The sequence below is a fragment of the Streptomyces sp. NEAU-YJ-81 genome (genome assembly GCF_017592595.1).
GTDB classification, from domain to species: Bacteria; Actinomycetota; Actinomycetes; order Streptomycetales; family Streptomycetaceae; genus Streptomyces; species Streptomyces hygroscopicus_B.
The window spans coordinates 101,734-119,738 of record NZ_JAGFNO010000032.1 but is presented as its reverse complement, the minus strand read 5'-3'; the positions used below and the strand labels follow the sequence as shown (position 1 = coordinate 119,738).

19 protein-coding genes and 2 pseudogenes are annotated in these 18,005 nt (G+C 69.3%); 12 read left to right on the top strand and 9 right to left on the bottom strand.

The genetic code is table 11. The features are described 5' to 3' along the window. Nucleotides 1-550: 550 nt before the first annotated feature. Entirely contained in the window at nt 551-1,042 is a 492-nt protein-coding gene (locus J5X86_RS41620; protein WP_208521829.1) for a DUF2975 domain-containing protein, read from the top strand. After that, entirely contained in the window at nt 1,042-1,263 is a 222-nt protein-coding gene (locus J5X86_RS41615) for a helix-turn-helix transcriptional regulator (RefSeq protein WP_037952025.1), read from the top strand. The genes J5X86_RS41620 and J5X86_RS41615 overlap by 1 nt, the downstream gene beginning before the upstream one ends. A 288-nt stretch (nt 1,264-1,551) precedes the next feature. On the opposite strand, the gene J5X86_RS41610 is transcribed toward J5X86_RS41615, so the two are convergent. From J5X86_RS41610 to J5X86_RS41580, 7 genes are all read right to left on the bottom strand, one after another. Beyond that, complete coding sequence (locus J5X86_RS41610; protein ID WP_208521828.1) at nt 1,552-2,103, bottom strand: hypothetical protein; 552 nt, start codon at nt 2,101-2,103, stop codon at nt 1,552-1,554. A gap of 317 nt (nt 2,104-2,420) precedes the next feature. Continuing rightward, nucleotides 2,421-3,656, bottom strand: a complete 1,236-nt coding sequence (locus J5X86_RS41605) for a serine hydrolase (protein ID WP_243982804.1) — start codon at nt 3,654-3,656, stop codon at nt 2,421-2,423. A 342-nt stretch (nt 3,657-3,998) separates the two neighbouring features. After that, complete coding sequence (locus J5X86_RS41600) at nt 3,999-4,352, bottom strand: ATP-binding protein (protein ID WP_208521827.1); 354 nt, start codon at nt 4,350-4,352, stop codon at nt 3,999-4,001. Nucleotides 4,353-4,434: 82 nt separating this feature from the next. Continuing rightward, nucleotides 4,435-5,646: an ABC transporter permease gene (locus J5X86_RS41595; protein WP_208521826.1), complete on the bottom strand. Its 1,212-nt coding sequence runs from the start codon at nt 5,644-5,646 to the stop codon at nt 4,435-4,437. Then, a complete protein-coding gene (locus tag J5X86_RS41590) occupies nt 5,643-6,329 on the bottom strand; it encodes an ABC transporter ATP-binding protein (protein ID WP_308124877.1) in 687 nt (228 codons plus the stop codon). The genes J5X86_RS41595 and J5X86_RS41590 overlap by 4 nt, the downstream gene beginning before the upstream one ends. A gap of 62 nt (nt 6,330-6,391) precedes the next feature. Continuing rightward, nucleotides 6,392-7,513 (bottom strand): peptidoglycan-binding protein, encoded by a 1,122-nt coding sequence (locus J5X86_RS41585; protein ID WP_208521825.1) that lies wholly within the window; start codon nt 7,511-7,513, stop codon nt 6,392-6,394. After that, nucleotides 7,506-8,129 carry a hypothetical protein gene (locus J5X86_RS41580; protein ID WP_208521824.1) on the bottom strand — a complete coding sequence of 208 codons (624 nt, stop codon included), beginning with the start codon at nt 8,127-8,129 and terminating at the stop codon, nt 7,506-7,508. Before J5X86_RS41580 ends, J5X86_RS41585 begins: the two co-directional genes overlap by 8 nt. A 102-nt stretch (nt 8,130-8,231) precedes the next feature. Between J5X86_RS41580 and J5X86_RS41575 the strand changes: the two genes are divergently transcribed. From J5X86_RS41575 to J5X86_RS41560, 4 genes and pseudogenes are all read left to right on the top strand, one after another. Then, nucleotides 8,232-8,951, top strand: coding sequence for a response regulator transcription factor (locus tag J5X86_RS41575; protein WP_208521823.1), 720 nt, complete (start codon nt 8,232-8,234; stop codon nt 8,949-8,951). Then, nucleotides 8,941-9,351, top strand: a complete 411-nt coding sequence (locus J5X86_RS41570; RefSeq protein WP_208521822.1) for a hypothetical protein — start codon at nt 8,941-8,943, stop codon at nt 9,349-9,351. Before J5X86_RS41575 ends, J5X86_RS41570 begins: the two co-directional genes overlap by 11 nt. Further along, a pseudogene (locus J5X86_RS41565) lies at nt 9,342-9,941 on the top strand (alpha/beta hydrolase family protein); the annotation flags it as partial. The gene J5X86_RS41570 and the pseudogene J5X86_RS41565, both read left to right, overlap by 10 nt. Nucleotides 9,942-10,294: 353 nt before the next feature. Next, nucleotides 10,295-10,623, top strand: a pseudogene (locus tag J5X86_RS41560) (integrase core domain-containing protein); the annotation flags it as partial. A gap of 219 nt (nt 10,624-10,842) precedes the next feature. Here J5X86_RS41560 and J5X86_RS41555 read toward each other — a convergent pair. Beyond that, entirely contained in the window at nt 10,843-11,007 is a 165-nt protein-coding gene (locus J5X86_RS41555) for a hypothetical protein (protein ID WP_208521821.1), read from the bottom strand. A gap of 385 nt (nt 11,008-11,392) precedes the next feature. Between J5X86_RS41555 and J5X86_RS41550 the strand changes: the two genes are divergently transcribed. The 6 genes from J5X86_RS41550 (at nt 11,393) to J5X86_RS41525 (ending at nt 16,843) form a co-directional block, all read left to right on the top strand. After that, a complete protein-coding gene (locus J5X86_RS41550) occupies nt 11,393-12,688 on the top strand; it encodes a haloacid dehalogenase-like hydrolase (protein WP_208521820.1) in 1,296 nt (431 codons plus the stop codon). Nucleotides 12,689-12,953: 265 nt separating this feature from the next. Then, a complete protein-coding gene (locus tag J5X86_RS41545; RefSeq protein WP_208521819.1) occupies nt 12,954-13,658 on the top strand; it encodes a type 1 glutamine amidotransferase domain-containing protein in 705 nt (234 codons plus the stop codon). Nucleotides 13,659-13,836: 178 nt separating this feature from the next. After that, a complete protein-coding gene (locus J5X86_RS41540) occupies nt 13,837-14,322 on the top strand; it encodes a VOC family protein (RefSeq protein ID WP_208521818.1) in 486 nt (161 codons plus the stop codon). Continuing rightward, entirely contained in the window at nt 14,319-15,338 is a 1,020-nt protein-coding gene (locus J5X86_RS41535; RefSeq protein WP_208521817.1) for a YncE family protein, read from the top strand. The genes J5X86_RS41540 and J5X86_RS41535 overlap by 4 nt, the downstream gene beginning before the upstream one ends. A 49-nt stretch (nt 15,339-15,387) precedes the next feature. Then, entirely contained in the window at nt 15,388-15,741 is a 354-nt protein-coding gene (locus J5X86_RS41530) for a nuclear transport factor 2 family protein (RefSeq protein ID WP_208521816.1), read from the top strand. A 196-nt stretch (nt 15,742-15,937) separates the two neighbouring features. After that, nucleotides 15,938-16,843 carry a LysR family transcriptional regulator gene (locus J5X86_RS41525; protein WP_208521815.1) on the top strand — a complete coding sequence of 302 codons (906 nt, stop codon included), beginning with the start codon at nt 15,938-15,940 and terminating at the stop codon, nt 16,841-16,843. A gap of 171 nt (nt 16,844-17,014) precedes the next feature. Here J5X86_RS41525 and J5X86_RS41520 read toward each other — a convergent pair whose 3' ends face one another. Then, nucleotides 17,015-17,893 (bottom strand): helix-turn-helix transcriptional regulator, encoded by an 879-nt coding sequence (locus tag J5X86_RS41520; protein ID WP_208521814.1) that lies wholly within the window; start codon nt 17,891-17,893, stop codon nt 17,015-17,017. Between the last annotated feature and the right edge of the window lie 112 nt (nt 17,894-18,005).

The window sequence follows — 18,005 nt, the reverse complement described above, 5'->3', positions numbered from 1 at the left end:
CGGCGCCGTCCGGCCGCTCGCCGAGGCAGCCTCCGCGTTCACACCGGACAAGCGCACCCCCGGCAAGACGATCATCCGCGTCACCGAAGACTGAGCGAGAGAGCTCCCCGTGTCACGCATGACCGGCGCGGTCTGCTCTTCGGCCGCCGAACACACCGACGCAGTACCAGCCCGGGAAGTGGCGCGAACCCCGCGACCACCGAAACGGCCGTACCGGAACTGCGTCCGTCCGTCCCAGTCGGTACAGCCATACGAAACCCCCAGCGTGCTCATCCCGCACGACTAGCCAGGCCACTCAAACTCCGCTCACATCGCTCAACGTTCGCTGCGAGAGGTCACCGAGCTGGGCTACTGACGTGTGGCGACCAGTTCATCTGGGACGTGGGGATGCCAGGAATCTTGGGTGATGTGGTCCGGGCCAGGAGGATGCGAGGTCCGACTTCCCGGACCAGGGCTCCGGCGTAGCCCACCGCCCACCCTCCGCCTCAACCCTTGATTTATCTATCGATACTCGATAGATTTCCATCGCAACTCGATGGAAGGATGGGGTATGGGACAGCTGGCAGTGCGTGCGCTTCGCGCCGTGCTCGTGGTGGTGCTCGCCGGCACCGTGTTCGTGCAGGCATTGATGATGTGGGTGTTGGTCAGCGGGAGCGACCCGGAGGACGGGTCGCTCCCGCTGACCCCGCTGCGCGTGATCACGATCCTGGGCATGGGCTCGGCCCAGGTCGCCCTGGTCAGCGTATGGCGGCTGGTGACGATGGTGCGACGCGGAACCGTGTTCTCCCATGCCGCCTTCCGGTACGTGGACGCCGTGATCGGCGCGATCGTGGCGGCTGCCCTCCTGTGGTTCGCGGTCACGGCCCTCAATGCGCCGGGCCAGCGGGCCGACCCGGGCGTCACCGTCATCATGGGCGGGGTTGGCGTGGCCATCCTGGGGGTCGCACTCATTGTGCTCGTGCTGCGGATGCTGCTCGCCCAGGCCGTCGCGCGCGACGTCGAAGCGGCACAGATGCAGGCCGAGTTGGACGAGGTGATTTGATGCCGATCGTCGTCGACATCGACGTGATGCTGGCCAGGCGGAAGATGTCCGTGGGCGACCTCGCGGACCGCGTAGGGATCACGCCCGCCAACCTAGCGGTACTCAAGAACGGCCGCGCCAAGGCGGTGCGTTTCGCGACGCTCGCCGCGCTCTGCGAGGTGCTCAAGTGCCAGCCGGGCGACCTGCTGCGCTGGGAGGCCGAGGACGCCGCGGGCGAATGACGTCCCCCGGCGGGCGTGAAAACGCCTGGCACCACCGGCCCGCGACACGGCACGTGGACCGCATGCACGTGGATCGCCGATCACCCGCAGCACCGTCCCGATTTTCCACGGACCAGATCAGCTGAGACATAGACCAGATCCCTTGGGACGGGACAGTTGAGGTGTTGCTGACCTGGGGCGTGCAGCATCGAGTCGATTGGCTTCGGAGGCCCGCAGCCCGTCGTAGGCCAGCTCGCGCTGTGGGTCCCGCTGGAGTTCCCCGGCGGCGCCGCCGAAACGACACGCGCCCTACTCCGCTGGGAAGAGCCGCAGCTTCGCGGTGTCCCCCACGATGGCGAGAACGGCGATCGACAGCTCGTTGACCGTGGAAGGCCCGCCCTGGTCGGGGCGCTGCCCGAGCAGGTTGGAGGTGAATCCGCTCGCGTCGACCGAGCTCAGGTCCACGCCCTCGGCACCGACGGCGCTCACCGTGAACGGTCCCGCCCGAAGGCCGGCGGCGCGCGGGATCTCAGCGCCCTTCGTCACGACGACCGTGCAGCTTCCGTCTGCACATGCCCGCAGCTCGGCCGGGGTTGACGGCTTCATCGGCTTCACCGCGGTCGGCGACGGCGACGAGGAGGGCTTTGTGGGCGTTGGCGAGGAGGGCGTTGGCGAGGAGGGCGACGGTTCGACCGAACGCGAGGGTGTGGCCGGCGCGGGCGCCCCCGCGTCGCCGCCCGAGTCGGAGCCGCAGCCGGTCAGCGCGGCGGCGAGGGCCAGGGCGCAGACGGTCCCCGCCGGGCCGCGCGCCGCAGACAGCCTGGCCCTACGGAGGCGGGCCGATGATTCCGATGTGGTCATGGGACCGTTCTATACGCGGGTGCCCGGGAGGGGTCCCGCGGGCCCGTCACCTCGTACGACTAGGTTCGCTGTCAAGAGAGCCCGAAACGAATGGGTCCAATGTCAAACGACTCGATTGGGTGACAGAGGAGAGCAGTTGTCCGGTCTCAATGAAGTCGGTCGTCCGCGGCTGTGCTGACCTGCATGGACTGGATTGCGTGAGACGGGCGGCCGCGGAGCGCGGGCAGAGTCGTCGCGGGGCAGGCAAGCCGGGATACGACTGTCGGCCCGGGCTATCTCGTAGAGGTGGGCTCACCTGGACTGTTGGACAGGCGCTGTCAGAGCTCGCAGAACTCGGTCTCGACGGCCGCGTCCTCCAGTCGCTGCTCGCCCCAGTCGCCGTTGCGGTTCATGGTCATGACGCGTCGGCCGTCCGCCGAGGCGAGCGTCCGGGTCGCGGAGCCGGGGATCATGCCGCCGTGGCCCCATGCCCAGCAGTCCTCCTTGAGCTTGAAGTGCCGTATGCCGAGGCCGTAGCGGTCCTGCGGACCACCGTGTCCCTTGTCCCCGTCGACGTGGACCGCGTCGAGCAGCTGCCGCTGCTGGGCGGGCGGCAGCAGCTCACCGGCCAGCAGCTTGGACAAGAAGGTGTTCACGTCTCCGACGGTCGAGATCATCTGCCCGGCGGAGAAGGCGACGGTGGGGCTGAACTCGGTGACGTCGCGCACTTTCGCCTCCGGCCCCTCCTCGAACAGCGTGGAGTAGTGCCTCGCGTGCGGTGCGGGCAGTTGGGACGAGGTGCCCGGCACACTCGTGCCGCGCAGGCCGAGCGGCCGGATGACAAGACGCTCGACCGCCTGCGCGTAGGTGCCGCCGGTGGCCTTCTCGACAACCATGCCGGCGAGGACGTAGTTGGTGTCGGAATAGTCCCACCTGCCTGGCCTGCCGGGCCTGCTGCCCTGCTCCGGCTGGAAGTTGGGCGGGTGGGCGAGCGCGATGTCCACCAGCTCTTCCGGGGACCACCTGGTGTGGCGGTTCCGGTCGAACTCGTCCCCCGCGTACAGGGTGCGGAAGCCCTTGTCCATGTTGTAGTCGAAGATGCCGCTCGTGTGGTTGAGCAGGTGCCGCACGGTGATGTTCCCGGGCCGGTAGCCCTTGCCGCGCACCACCCCGGGCAGCCATTCCTCCACGCTGTCGTCCAGTGAAATCCTGCCCTCGGCTTCGAGTCCGAGCAGCACCGTGGCGGTGAAGATCTTGGTCACGCTGGCGATACGGAACTTCTCGCTGGTGCTCCTCGGCCGCTCGGCGACCAGGTCACCGATACCGGCCCGGCCATCCCACACACCTCGCGCGTCTCGTATCCGGGCGATGACGCCGGGGGTGCCTTGCGCGACGATCTCGTTCAGTACGGCCTGGGTCTTCGCGTGCGCGGCCTGGGCGCTCGGGTGTAATCGGGGCGGAGCATGGTGGGGTGGCCCGGCCGGTGCGGCGGTGGTGGCGGTGAGCGTTCCCAGGGCGACGGCTGCGACGGCAAGGGCGATGGGGAGTCCACGAGAGGACTGTTGACGGCTCATGAGAACAGCTGACCAAGTGCCCCATCCCCACAGCATCGGGAACGTCCCGGAAAGGGGTCGGGGACACGACCTAGGGGCTGCCGCCCGCACGAGGGTCGCGAGCGTCCCGGCACAGAACACCTGAGTTCGCTGAGACAGAAGCCCGATGTTTCGTAGGCGATCGGGCTGCGGTGTCCGAGGCGGAACTGCGGCAGACGCAAGGTCGTGAACACCCGCATGCCGGACGGTCCGCTCTGTTCCAGCTGTCCTGGCTCCTGCCATCGGAGCACGAGCTGTTGGCATGGAGACCGGCCCAGGCTTGCCAGCCGTACTTCCGAGGGTGAATCACGGTCCAGTCAGCCATCAGGTCGACGAGGTACAGCCCGCGGCCAGCCTCATCCGGGGGTGTCGTGGGGCCAGGCCAAGGACTAACGACCGACCGGTGTCGATGACGTCGACACGGATATCGCGGTCGATCAGCGACAGGTGAACCGTCATGTCGGTTCCGCCATGACGGGCGGCATTGCCAGCCAACTCGCTGACGATGAGTTCGGCTCGGTCGCGATCGGCCTCTGCCACACGCCAGCGGGCCAGATTGGCAGCGACGAAGCGACGCGCTGTGCGCACCTGGCTTGCCTCGGCCAGCAAGGCAATCGCGGCGCTGCGGACGGTTCTCGGGAGAGTTGCGGAGTACATGATCGCGCCTATCTGGGCCATGACCGTAGCGCTTCACAATGGCTTCACCGGTTGTGAGCTGGGGTTTCGTTGGGTGGTCAGCTTGCTCGGTGGTGTTCGCCGGTCAGGCCGCGGCCAGGGCCTCGGTCGGGGGCAGCCGTGAGGCGCGGATCGACGGGTAGACGCCGGCCACCATGCCGATCAGGACCGTGCTCGCCGTGCCCAGGGCGAGTGCGGGGAGGGGGATCACGGTCGGCCAGCCCTGGTAGGTGGCGTAGCCGAGGGTCGCGAGGACACCGAGGACCGTACCCGCGACACCGCCGAGCGTGCTGAGTACCACGGACTCGGTGAGGAACTGGGCGCGGATCTGGCCCCGCCCGGCTCCCAGCGCCCGGCGCAGACCTATCTCCGTGCGGCGCTCCAGAACCGAGATGTACATCGTGTTGGCCACGCCGATCCCGCCGACCAGCAGTGCCACCCCCGCCAGGCCCAGGAACAGGGCCGAGAACGTCGTCCGGGTGGCGCGTTTGGCCAGCAGGGCGTCGGACGGGCGGCTGACCTGGACCAGGCCGGGCAACTGGGGATACAGCGTGTCCGGCAGGACCGCGCTGACGTCCTCGATGGCGTCCTCCTTGGCCTTCACATAGATCACCGTGGGGTGCCCGTCGAAGCCCAGCTCGCTCTTGGCGGCCTGCCAGCCGACGAGGACGGAGCGGTCCAACTCGGGGGCGAGCGGCATGCGGTCAAGGATCCCGACAACCGTGAACCACCGGTCGTCGATGACGACCTGGGGCGGCTGCCGACCGTGGGCCGGCCGGGGGATTCCGAGCCGGGCGGCGGCCTGGTAGCCGAGGACCGCGGTGGGGAACGACGAGGTGGATGCGTCGAGGAACCGGCCGGAGCGGACTGTGCCGTTCACGGCGGGCAGCAGGTTGGTCCTGGCGGCCAGGACGCTGAGGCCGAGGCCGTCGTTCGGGTCGGTGCGATCGGAGCGGCGGACGAGGGCGTGGGTGTTGGCGACGGCGCTCGCCTCGGTGACCGGGCGGATCCGCGCGGCCATCCGGTGGGCCTGCTCCGGCAGCAGGACGGGCGGCTTCTGGTCCGCCTGCGGCTGGGCGCGCAGCATGTTCGTGCCGAGTGCGGACAGTTGCTCGTCCAGGTGCTTCTGGCTGGACGCCGGGATGCCGGTGACCAGGACCAGGGTGGCGATGCCGATGGAGATGCCGAGTGCGCTGAGCGCGGCCCGCATCCTGCGGGTGAGGAGGCCGAGGAGGCCGAGGCGCAGCACGTCGGAGGGGGCCAGTCGCACCGGCCGGATGTCGGTGGGGTGGATCATTTGCGCCCCCGCCCTGTCCCCGTGCCGGTGTCGGAGATGACGCGGCCGTCGCGGATTTCGACGCGGCGCGGCATCCGGGCGGCGATGTCCCGGTCGTGGGTGATGACGGCGATGGTGGTTCCCTCGCGGTTCAGCTTGACCAGCAGATCCAGTACGGCCCGCCCGTTGCCCGAGTCGAGTGCTCCGGTCGGCTCGTCGGCGAGCACCAGCGCGGGGTCGTTGACCAGCGCGCGGGCGATGGCGACACGCTGGCGTTCTCCGCCGGAGAGCTGGTGCGGCAGGTGTGCGGTCCGGGCGCCGAGGCCGACCCGTTCCAGGGCGGCGAGCGCGAGCGGCCGTCTCCGGTGGCGCGACACCCCGGCGTACAGCAGGCCGGTGGCCACGTTCTCCGCCGCGGTGAGCCCTTCGGTGAGGTGGAAGTGCTGGAAGACGAAGCCGAGCCAGCGGCCGCGCAGCGCCGACAGCTTGCGGTCGGACAGCGCCGCCGCGTCCCGGCCGGCGATCTCCACGGATCCGCTGGTGGGCAGGTCCAGCGTGCCCATGATGTTGAGCAGGGTCGACTTGCCGGAGCCCGAGGGGCCGACGATGGCGAGGAGTTCGCCCGGGTGGACGGTGAGCGAGACGTCGTTCAGCGCCAGCACCCCGCCGCGGTACGCCTTGCTCGCGCCGCGAATGGCCAGCACGGGCGCGCCCGGGGTGGCGGCGGCGCCGGGTGCGGGCACGGCGAGGGCGTGTGCGGGACCGGTCACGAGGTGGTCACCACCCGCAGGCCCTCGCGGACGCCCTTCCCGGACACCTCGACCATGCCCTTGGCGAACAGCCCGGTGTCGACGGCGAGCAACCCGCCGTCGCGGCGCTGGAGCGCGTATCCGCCCTCCCGGAGCGCCAGCAGCGCGCCGACGGGCACGGACAGCACGTTCTTCCTGGTCTCGGCGGTGAAGGTCACCCGTACCGACGCCGAGTCCAGCCGCTTCACATCGGCGTCGTGGGCGGGAGTGACGGTGACCCGCAGGCTCGGCGGGCCGGTGATCTCCTCGTCCTGCTCGTCGCCGCCCCCCTGCACGGTGTGGCTGACCGCGGTGACCTTGCCGGGGATGGTTTTCGCGCTCGGCAGCGCGATGCTCACCTCGTCCCCCACGCGGATCGGGGCGGCGTCGGCGGCGTCCACCTTCAGGCCGACGGTCTTGGTGGCGGAGGTGACGGTCAGCATGTCTCCGGTGGCGGGGTCGCCCAACTGGGCCTTGACGTCGCCGACCCGGGCCTCCCCCGGAAGGACGACGACACGGCCGGGGTCCAGGGTGCCGGTCTGCTGCTGCCCGGTGTCGCGCTGCCACCGCTTGAGGGCGGCGGCGAGCGACGGGGTGAACTCGGTGCCGTTCGCGGAGGTCCGCCCGCGCGGCCCGATGTCGTAGCCGAGCGCCTGGAGGTTGTCCGCCAGCACGGTCACGTCCCGGCCGCTGACGCCGGGCTTGACCAGCGTGCGGAAGACCGGGGTGTCCCCGAAGAACACCATGACCGGCCGGTCGTCGACCCGGTACAGCGGCTTGCCGCGGGTGACGGTGGCGCCGGGATCGGGCAGCCAGGTCACCACGCCCTTCCCGGTGCCCTTGACCGTCCTGGGGCCGGCGAAGCCCAGCGTCCCGGTCAGCGTCCGGCTGTCGGAGAGATCCCCGCGGACGACCGTGGTCAGCGCGGCGGAGGGCGACGCGGATCCCGGTCGTTCCGCCTTCGTCTCGCCGTGCGCGGACAGCGCCAGAGCGCCGGCACCGGCCCCGACAGCGGTGACGAGCGCCGCTGCCGCGAGGACGAGGCGCCGCCGGTTCGCCCGCCGCGGCGCGGACTCGGTGTCGGTGGCGGGGTCAGTCACTGAAGGCTTCCAGCTCACAGGTGCGGTCGACCTTGGTCTGCTCGGCTTCGGAGAGCTGCTGTTGCTTGCCGTCGTCGTACCGCCAGGCGAGACCGTCGGGGCTGACGCTCGTGTCGGACACCATGTGGACCCGCATGCCGTTCTTGTTGAGGCACTTGACGTAGGCCCGGTAGTCGTCGGCGTAGTGCGGGTTGGTGTCGGGCTCGGTCTCCGGTGGCTGACGCGGCAGCTTCACCAGGCAGGCGTCGTAGCCGGCCTGGTGCTTCTTGACGACGGCAGGATCCTGCACCGGGGACGCCTGTTTGGCGCCCGCCGCCTGGGCGCGCTCGTGGTTCATCGGAACGCCCTTGGCCTCGAGGCAGGCGTTGTACGCGTCGCCCAGCCGGGCCCGCTCCTCCTCCGAACTGTCCAGGCGCAGTTGGGGGCGGTCCGCGGTGACGTCGTCCTTGCCCTCGCGCTGGTCCGTGTCCGCCTTGCCGCCCGCCGCCGGGACATTGCTGTCGATGGAGTCGACGCCCTTGTCGGTCTTGACGCCGCTGCCGCCGCCGCATGCGGTGAGGGCCAGGCTCAGCACGGCCGTGGCACACACCAGGGCGGCTGTCTTCGTGTTTCGCATGCCGACGACCATCACGGACCCTTTTGAGGAACCTGTCAGGAACCCTTGCCCAGGTGATGTTCCCCCGCTCCGCCCGCCGCCGGTGTTCCTAAACTCGCCGTCATGTGCGCATACGTGGTCGTTGCCGAGGACGACCGGAAGCAGGCCGAACTGGTCCGCCGCTATCTGGAGCACGAGGGCCACCGGGTGACCGTCGTGCACGACGGGCGGGCAGCGCTCGAATCGGTCCGGCGGCAGCCGCCCGATCTGCTCGTCCTGGACGTGATGATGCCCCGGGTGGACGGCCTCGACGTGTGCCGTGTGCTGCGCGCGGAATCGGCCCTGCCGGTGCTGATGCTGACCGCCCGCTCCACCGAGGACGATCTGCTCCTGGGCCTGGATCTCGGCGCCGACGACTATATGACCAAGCCGTTCAGCCCGCGCGAGCTGATGGCCCGGATACGCGCGCTGCTGCGCCGCAACGCCGCCACCACCGCCGCGCCGCCGGAACCGGTGCTCACCGTCGGCCCCCTGACCATCGCCCCGGCACGGCACGAGGTCTCGATGCACGGCCGGCCGGTGGACTGCACACCCGGTGAATTCCGGCTGCTGGAGATGCTGGCCGCCAGCCCCGGCCACGTGTTCACCCGCCCGCAGATCCTGGAACGCCTGCACGGGTTCGACCGGTACGTCACCACCCGGACCGTCGACGCGCATGTGATGAACCTCCGCAGGAAACTGGAGGACGATCCGCGCCGGGCCCGCTTCCTGGTCACCGTCTACGGCGTCGGCTACAAGCTCGTCAACGGGGCCACCGACGGAGAATCCCACCGTGCGCCGTGACGTACCGCTGCGCCGCAGCCTGCTGCTGCGCCTGCTCGCCGTGTCCGCGCTGGTGTCCGCCTGCTCGGTCGCCGCCACCGCCTGGCTGGCCATCCAAACGACCGCGGTGGCCATCCGCGAGGAACGGGGCCAGGCCCTCGCCGATGACACCCGGATCTACGACAGTCTGCTCGGCTACGCGGCCCGCCACCCGCGGTGGGACGGCGTGGGCCCGACCGTACGCGCCCTGGCTCGAGAGACCGGGCACCGCATCATCGTGACCAGCGACGGTCGGCAGATCGCCGACTCGCAGTCCGCCGCGCGGCTCCCCTACCGGCCGCCCGACAAGGCGACCGCCGTCATCGACCCGCTGGCGGTCAGCCCCGATCTGCTCCCGGACTCCGCCTCCAGCTCGACGTGATCGAGGCCGCCGTCCCGCAGCTCCTCGGGCGCCACCAAAGCAAGGTCGCCATAGCCGGACACTCGATGGGCGGGCACACCGCGAGCCTGCTGATGGGCGCCCGGCTCACCGATCCGGACGACGGAACGGAAGTGGACCTGGCCGAGCCCCGGATCAAGGCGGGTGTACTGCTTGCCGCACCCGGCAGAGGCGGCGATGCCCTCACCGAATCCACAGCCGAGAATTTCCCGTTCTTCTTGACCACGGACTTCTCCAAGATGACGACGCCCGCGCTCGTGGTCGCCGGCGACAAGGACGCCTCTCCCCACCTGACGGTTCGGGGCCCGGAATGGCACACCGATCCGTACTTCCTCTCCCCGGGCCCAAAGGCCCTGCTCACCCTGTTTGACGCAGAGCACGGGCTCGGCGGGGTCTCCGGATATGACGTCGCCGAGACCACGGACGAGAACCCCGAGCGAGTGTCCGCGGTCCAGCGGCTCACCTGGGCCTACCTCCGCAGCGAGCTCTGCCCCGGGGGTTCCGCTTGGCAGGCGGCGCGTGACGCGCTGACGGCCGACCCCAACCCGCCCGGACGAGTCGAATCCAAGTAAGCCCGAAGGCACCATCTCCGTAGCGGACCGACAACGCGAGATGGTCGCCCTCGACAATGAGGTGGTCGTACCACACCAGCCCGCGCCTTTCTGGAACGAAACTGGCTACGCCGGCGCGGACGACCATCTCATTCTCAGCGCCCCCGTCGGCACGCCGAGCGGCTGCGGGCCGCGCTGCGTGTGCCGGTGCGGGAGATCGCCGAGGCCATCGGCCGTCACCTGGGCGTCCCGACCGTGAGCATCCCTGCCGAGCAGGCCGGAGTGGTCCCATCGGCGGGTAACGAGCTTGCGGTGCCAGGCCAGCAGCGTGCTGGGGGTGATGGGGAAGACCCTGGTCCAGTAGCGGCGGGGGCACAGCCGCCTTCGACGCCCTGGTGACCGATGCCGGCGTGAAGGTCGTCACCACCGGCATTCGGATACCGCGGATGAACTCGCTTATGGAGCGCTGGATACAGAGCTGCCGCACCGAACTCCTGGACCCAACCCTGATCTGGAACCAGAGCCACCTCGTCCACGAACTGCGCGAGTACGAGGCTTACTACAACGAACACCGCCCACACAGAGCCCTGGAACAAGCCGCTCCATGCCGCCCACTACCCAACAAGCTCAGCTCACCCACCTGGAAGTCAGCCGACGAGACCGACTCGGTGGAACCCTCCACCAGTACCAGCGAGCGGCCTGAGCCGCGCGGATGATTTATCGGCACCCGCAGAGGCAGTCGTCGCGCCTGCCAGTTGCCGCTACCGACTCATTTCGTTCTCAGCTTGCGGTTTCCGGCTCGGTTCTTCGCGATGTTTCGTGTCTTCTTGCTGCTGTGCTCCAGGACCGCCTCGTGGAAGTGGCCGGGTCCGTCGATGCGGATGGCCTCGACCCGGTCGAGGCCGGGAGTCTTGGCGGCGGGTCAGGTGCGGCTCAGATCCAGTACGGCCGGATCGGCCATCAGCGCCCGAGCCGGCCTCAGGCGCTGCTGTTGCCCGCCGGAGAACTCGTAGGCGGGTGTGACGATCTCGGTGTCCAGGCCGTGCGGGAGCCCGTCGACGATGTCACGGGCGTCGGCTGTCGCCATAACGCGATCAGGCCGTGGCGATGGGGCACGGCCGAGCGAGGACGTGGGTGAACAGGGTGTCCGGGTGGCACAGCCCTCGGCGGACGGCTGGTGACGGGCGCAGGCTGATCCGGGCATGCGTGACCAGCCAATGGGGTGACGCTTGCGAGGCGTGACACCACATGGACCGGTGCCCAGGCCAGGTGTAGGGGTATGCGGCGATGTGGCGGTGTCCGAGTTCGCCGAGCTTCAGGGCGCCCGGCGAGTCGTGCTCGCCGCCACCACGATGTCTCGCCACTCAAAAGGTGTACCCGGATGATCGGTGCGCGTACGGTACAAGGCGTCCTGACGGCCGTCATACGAACGTGTCGTCCGCACCGCCCTCGATGCGAAGGAGAGTCACCGTATGCGCACTGCTCCCCTGGGTGCCGTCCTCGGGCTGGCATCGGTCGCCGTACTGACGTCCTTGGTTCCAGCGGGCACAACGTACGCGGCGGAGACCGCCGCCGGACGAGCCCACTGCCCCCGCCTCTCTTCCTCGCTCGCGTGGTACGGCGACAACAGGGAGCAGCTTCAGCGAGTGATTGACGAGCACGGAACATGCGGCAACCCGCATGTGCGTCATGGCAAGCGGCCAGTCGCCGCCTTCGACTGGGACAACACCGTCACCAAGAACGACATCACCGACCTCGCCATCGCCTGGGCTCTCAAGCACGACAAGGTCTTGCGACCGGCCCGCTGGTCCGACACAAGTCCCTGGCTGACCGAGGAAGCCGACCGGACACTGACCAAGGCATGTGGCACGGACGTGCCCGTCGGTGCGGCACTGCCGACTTCCACCAACACCGCCTGCACGGACGAGATTTTCTCCATCCGCAGCGAGGCCACCCTGATGAACGGCCACAAGGCATTCGCGGGAGAGTGGAACAGCCGCCGGACTCTTCCCCAATACGCCTGGGTGCCCCAGCTGTTCGCGGGCCACACCGAGGCCGAGGTCACCTCCTATGCGCGGAAGTCCCGGGCCGAGGCGCTGGCCGCGCCCGTCGGCGCCACACAGCGGGTCGGCAGCCACACCCTGCACGCCTACGCTCGCTACAACCCGCAGATCAAGGACCTGATCCGCGTCCTGAAGAAGGCGGGCTTCGACGTGTGGGTGGATTCCGCCGGCAGCACTCCGGTCACCAACGCCTGGGCAGGTGGCGTCGGCGTCGACCGCGAACACACCCTCGCCATCCGCAACCTGGTCGACCGTCAGGGGCGGATCACTTACACCCAGGAAGGGTGCGGTGGCGAACCCGACAGCAAGGGCAAGGTCATGCCGTACATCGAGGGCAAGCGCTGCTGGCTCAACGAGAAGGTGTTCGGTGTCACCGGCCCCGCTGCCTGGAAGCAGCAGCCTCCTGAGAAGCGTCTGGTGATCGGCGCGGGCGATGCCGACACCGATGTGACGATGGTCGGCGACGCCACCGGCGCGGGCCTGGTCCTCAACCGGAACAAGAACGAGATCATGTGCCGGGCCTACGACAACGCGGACGGCACCTGGCTGATCAACCCCATGTTCATCGATCCGCTGCCGCGCAAGGAAGCCGCCTACCCCTGCTCCACCACCGGATACACCAACCCCGACGGCACGATGGGTCCGGTGCGGCGACAGGACGGCAGTGTCATCCCGGACAAGGAGGACTCGGTCCACGGAGGCTGATGCCACGAGTTCCCTGGGCTCGGCGGTCAGTGCGAAGCAGCGCAAGCCACGCCGACGCAAGACATCCGATGCGGACAGCATGAAGGACGGTGGGAAGGCAACGTTTCCCCTCCTGTCATCTATAAATAATCTTATGGGCTGCGGGAGACGTATGGATGACTCGTGATGGAGGCTGGTGTTGTTCCCGAGGCCGCCGGCGAACCGGCTACGGCGTCGGTGGTGCATGACGACACAACCCCTTCGAGCGAGAAGAGCAGGCATTTCGATGTCGAAGATTCTGATGGTCATCTCCGGTGCGAACAGCCTGAAGATGGCGGACGGCTCGACCCACCCCACCGGTTACTGGGCGGAGGAGGTGGCCGCCTCCCACGAGGTGCTCTCCGCCGACGGCGGGGACATCGACCTGGCCACCCCGGGCGGGGTACGCCCCACGGTGGATGTCCTCAGCCTCGACGAGCGCGGCGGTGTGAGTGAGGAGGACGCGCAGAAGTTCCGCGCCTACCTCGACGGCATCGCCGATCAGTTGGCCACGCCGCTCGCCCTGTCCGACGTGCGGGTGGACGACTACGACGCGATCTACATTCCCGGCGGCCACGGCCCTATGGCGGACCTCGTCGTCGACGACGACCTCGGCCGTCTGCTCAACGGGGCGGTTGGCCAGGGCAAGCTCGTGGTCGCTCTGTGCCACGGAGTCGGCGCGCTGCTGAGCGCGAGCACGCCGGACGGCGGTTTCACTTTCGCCGGTCGCGAGCTGACCGCCTTCTCGGATGAGGAAGAGCGCCAGGGCGGCCTGGGCGACAACGTCCCCTTCTCCGTCGAGGGCCGTCTGCTCGAGCGTGGTGCGCAGGTCACGCCCGGCGCCCCGTGGAGCAGCACGGTTATCCAGGACGCCAACCTGATCACCGGCCAGAACCCGCAGTCCAGCGTGGCCACGGCTCGCAAGGCGCTGGAGGCCCTGGCCGCTCGGTAAGCCACCGCCCCTATGTCCGGATGCTCAGCGGTGTGCTGTCGCCCGGACATGCCGTGCCGCCCCCGCCTCGCAGCCCGCGAGCACCGCACGCGCCCAGTCGGCCGTCCGCGGGCTGCGGAGTGCAAAAGCCGCTGAGCTTCCGCAGGCCCTCCAGCCGCGCATCACGCAAGGAACACATGTGACCAGCCCCGTTTCGAACCGTGGTCTCGACCACGTCGCCGTGCACGTCTACGACCTCGATGCCTCGGTGGACTTCTACACCCGCGCCCTGGGTTTCCGCTTCGTTCGCGAATGGAGCGTCCCGGTCGGCGGAGTGCACCGTGCAGTCTTCCTCGACGCCGGTGACGACCGGCTCATCGAACTCTTCGATGCCGCTTCGACCCCGCCGGGCGGTTCGCCGCAAGGGCTCGACCCCGCGCAACGTCATGACGATGGCGAACGCAGCCGCGTGGCCGCTGTGGTGCACTTCGCCGTCCGCACCGATGACGTCGTCGACCTCTTCGACCGGGCGGTCGTCGCCGGCGCGCGTCCGCTGGCGGCCCCGAAGAAGATCACCACCGCTGGGGACGATCCGATGACCTTCCAGGTGGCGTTCGTCTACGGGCCCAACGACGAGGTCATCGAGTTCATCGACCGCGAGACCACGAACGGAGACCGGCAGTGAACCTGACACCGGCTCGGCGACCGGTCCTGGCCGTGGTCACGTCCACCGGCGAAGCGATCCGTTTCTTCGACGGTCTGGACTACGAGCCGCTCGGCGTTCTCCCGGTAGCCGCCCAGCCCCACGAGATCGCCGTGGACCACACGGCAGAGCTGTTGTACGTCTCGCACACCTACCGCTCCGGCGTCTACACCGACCCTGGAGAGAAGGCACACGAGATCTCGATCGTCGACCCGTTCGTCCGGGAGCTCGTCGATGTCATCCCGCTCGCTCCCGAGGAAGCGCCCCACGGCCTCGCCCTCGACGCCGGCCGCGGGCTGCTCTACGTGACCGTCGAGGCCGGCCCCGCCGGCGGGGGAGCGGTCGTCGTGCTCGACACCGCCACGCGCATGCCGGTTGGCCGCATCGAGGTCGGTGCCCACCGCCCCCACTGGTTCGCCATCACTCCCGACGGACGCAAAGGCTATGCCACCAACAAGGCAGACCCCTTCATCTCCGTCCTCGACCTTGCCCGCGGCGAACTCGCCGCACGCATCCCCGCCCCTTACGGCACCGAAGAGGTTGCCGTCTCCCCGGACGGTAGCCACGCCTACGCCGCGGGCACTGCCCTCCACTACGACGGCGGCCCCGCGGGCCGGCCCCCGGCAACGGTCTTGGTGATCGACACCGGCTCCGATGAAGTAATCCACCGCGTGCCACTGAACGCGCCCGGCTGTCCTGTCCACGTGGCTGCGGACGGCCGCGTCCTGGTCGGTCTCGTGGCCACGGACGCCGCCGGACAGTCCGTGGCCGGGCAGCTGTCCGTCCACGGACCAGGTGGCCTCGAGCACCACTTCGACGCGCCGGTCGGAAAGGTCCCCATCACCATCCGCACCACGCCGGACGGCGCCCGTGCCTTCGTCGCCAACCTGTACTCGGGCACTCTCCACGTGATCGACCTCAACACCGGCACGGTCGAACGGACGTTGGACATCGACCCCGGCGATCAAGGAGCCCACGGCATCGCCTACCTGGCATGAGTCGGAGACCGTGTCACCTTTGTCCCGCCGATGAAAGGATCCGCACGAGATGGAACGCACCCCCGAAGAGACATTTGAGGCTCATGTCAACGCATTGAGCTCAGGGGACCTCGACGCCATCGCCGCCAATTTCGCCCCGGACGCCGTGTTCATCACTCCATCCGGGATCCTGCGTGGCCGCGACGGTGTGAAACAGGGCATCGGGGCGGTCCTCACCGACCTCCCGAACGCCCAGTGGAACCCGAGGAACCCGAAGTTCGCCGATGACGTCCTGTTCCTGGAATGGGCCGCCACCGCCGACACCACCCATGTGGACGACGGCGTGGACACCTTCGTCTTCCGCGACGGCCTCATCCACGCCCAGACCGTGCGCTACACCCTGCTCACCAACACCGCCCCCTGACACACCTCCGGCACCGTCCGAGGGGAGCACGCGGTCCGTTCAGCGGGTGGCCGGTGACGTCGGGACGGCCCCGGACGGTGGCCGGCTTGCGCAGTAAGGTGATCAGGAGACCTGTGGGCTCTTCTCCACGGGTTCTTCCTCACCTCACGGGAGGGTCTTCCTCCCCCTGGTAACGCTCTCTGAGAAGTGCGGTCCCGTGCCGAACCTTGATCTGTTGTTGACGTTTTTGGAGATTTATCGGACCGGGTCGCTGTCCGCGGCGGCGCAACGTCTCGGTGTGACGCAACCAGCGGTCACCGGACAGCTCGCGCGCCTGGAGCAGCAGATCGGCGAGCCGCTGTTCGTGCGCTCCCGCAAGGGGGTCGCTCCCACCCAGCGGGCAGCCGCTCTGGCCTCCCGCGTCGGCCTTCACGTGGACGAGCTTCGCGACGCCCTCGACTCCACCGACGTTTCACCCGCGCTGCGGGGCACGGTGCGAGTCGGAGGGGCGGCCGAAGTGATGAGCTTGCGGGTCCTGCCCGCGCTGTGTCCACTGACCCGTCGGGGACTGTGCGTCCACGCGACGCTGGGGCTGGCCAACGATCTGTTGTCCCTGCTGCTCTCCGGGCGGCTCGACCTCGTCGTCTCGGCGGTGCGCCCCACCGATGAGGCGCTGCTGGCGGTGCCGCTGATCGACGAGGAATTCGTGCTTGTCGCGCCTCCCGCAGTGGCTCACACCGTGGACCCGGAGCGGCTCGAGGCCGATCCGGCGGAGGCGCTGGCGCATATCCCCGTGATCGGATACGCCGAGGAGCTGCCCATCCTGCGCCGCTATTGGCGCACCGAGTTCGGTCGCCGACCGCCCAACCCCGTCACGATGATCGTGTCCGATCTGCGGGCCGTCCTGGCCGTGGTGGCCGCGGGAGCCGGGATCTCTGTTCTGCCGCGCTACATCGCCGACCCGGCCCTCGCCGCGGGGGACGTCGTGCAACTGCACCAGCCCGAGATAGCGCCACTCAACACGCTTTATCTGGCCACCCGGCGCGGGGCCCCTGCCAATCCAGCCCTCACGGTGTTGCGTGACCACCTCCAGCGTGCCGCACAAGAGTGGAACGAACTGTGATTGTCGCTCGTACCGTCCGGATACGCCGAGGAGCCGGCCGGCCCGGGTTGGTGTCCGCACGCGATCAGCAGGGCCGGTTGAGGAAGCCCTCCACGTGTACGTCGAGTTCCTCGGCCAGGGTGACGGCGCCCTCGAGGGCCATGCCTGGCCCGGCGCTTGCTGTTTCCCGTCTTACTCCGGGCGCTCCATGGGCCCCGGGCTCGGATGCCCGAGCGGCGGCGCGGAGGACCCCAGCCGAAGCAGGGCGTCCGAGGTCGCGCCGTCCGCCGGGTGGTAGGCCCAGATCCTGTGGCCTTCGCCTCCCGGCAGCTCCAGGACGTGCTGGTCGAGTGCGAGAGGCCCGACCCGCGGATGCCGGAGAAGCTTGCGGTCCATCACCTTCTCGTAGATGCGGTGCTCGCCCCAGGTGGAGCTGAAAACATCGCTGTGCGCGGCCAGCTCTCCCACCAGTTCTGTGAGGCGGGCCGACTCCGGCCCGGAGCCGGCCTGTGCGCGTAGGGCCGCCACGATACAGCGCGCGAGTTCGGGCCACTCGGTGAAGAACGACTGCGCCCCGGGGGCGAGGAACACCATGCGGGCATAGTTGTCCCGGGGCTCCAGCCCTTCGTGGAGAAGATCGCCGAGCGTATTGCTGCTCACGACGTCGAGCCACCGGTTCAGCAGCAGGGCAGGCACCGTCACGGAGCCGAGCAGCTGGTGCACGGCCTCCCACCGCTCCCTGCCCATGCCGGGATCCGTTCCCTCCGTGGCCGCCTCACCGGCGGCGAGTTCACGCAGGTAACGCGCCGCCGCGATGTCCAGCAGCAACGCCTCGCACAGCCCGTCCACCACCGCGCGGGACGGTCGCCGTTCCCTCCCCTGTTCGAGGCGCACGTAGTAGTCGGTGCTGATCCCGGTCAGGAACGCCACCTCGTCCCGCCGCAGCCCCGGCACCTGGCGCTTCGCCCCCGAAGCCAGCCGGTGCTGTTCGGGGCGCACCTGCTTCCGTCTGGCGCGCAGAAAGCTCGCCAGTGGCCCGCCGCCTCCGCTGTGACCGCTCGGAACCTTCACACCACCAGCGTACGGGCGCGGCCGTTCGCCGTGGTGGGGAGAGGGCCGTGCCCCACTCGGGGTGGGTATGCCACTCCTACCCGTCCGGCGAGCCGGACGCCTACCGTGACGA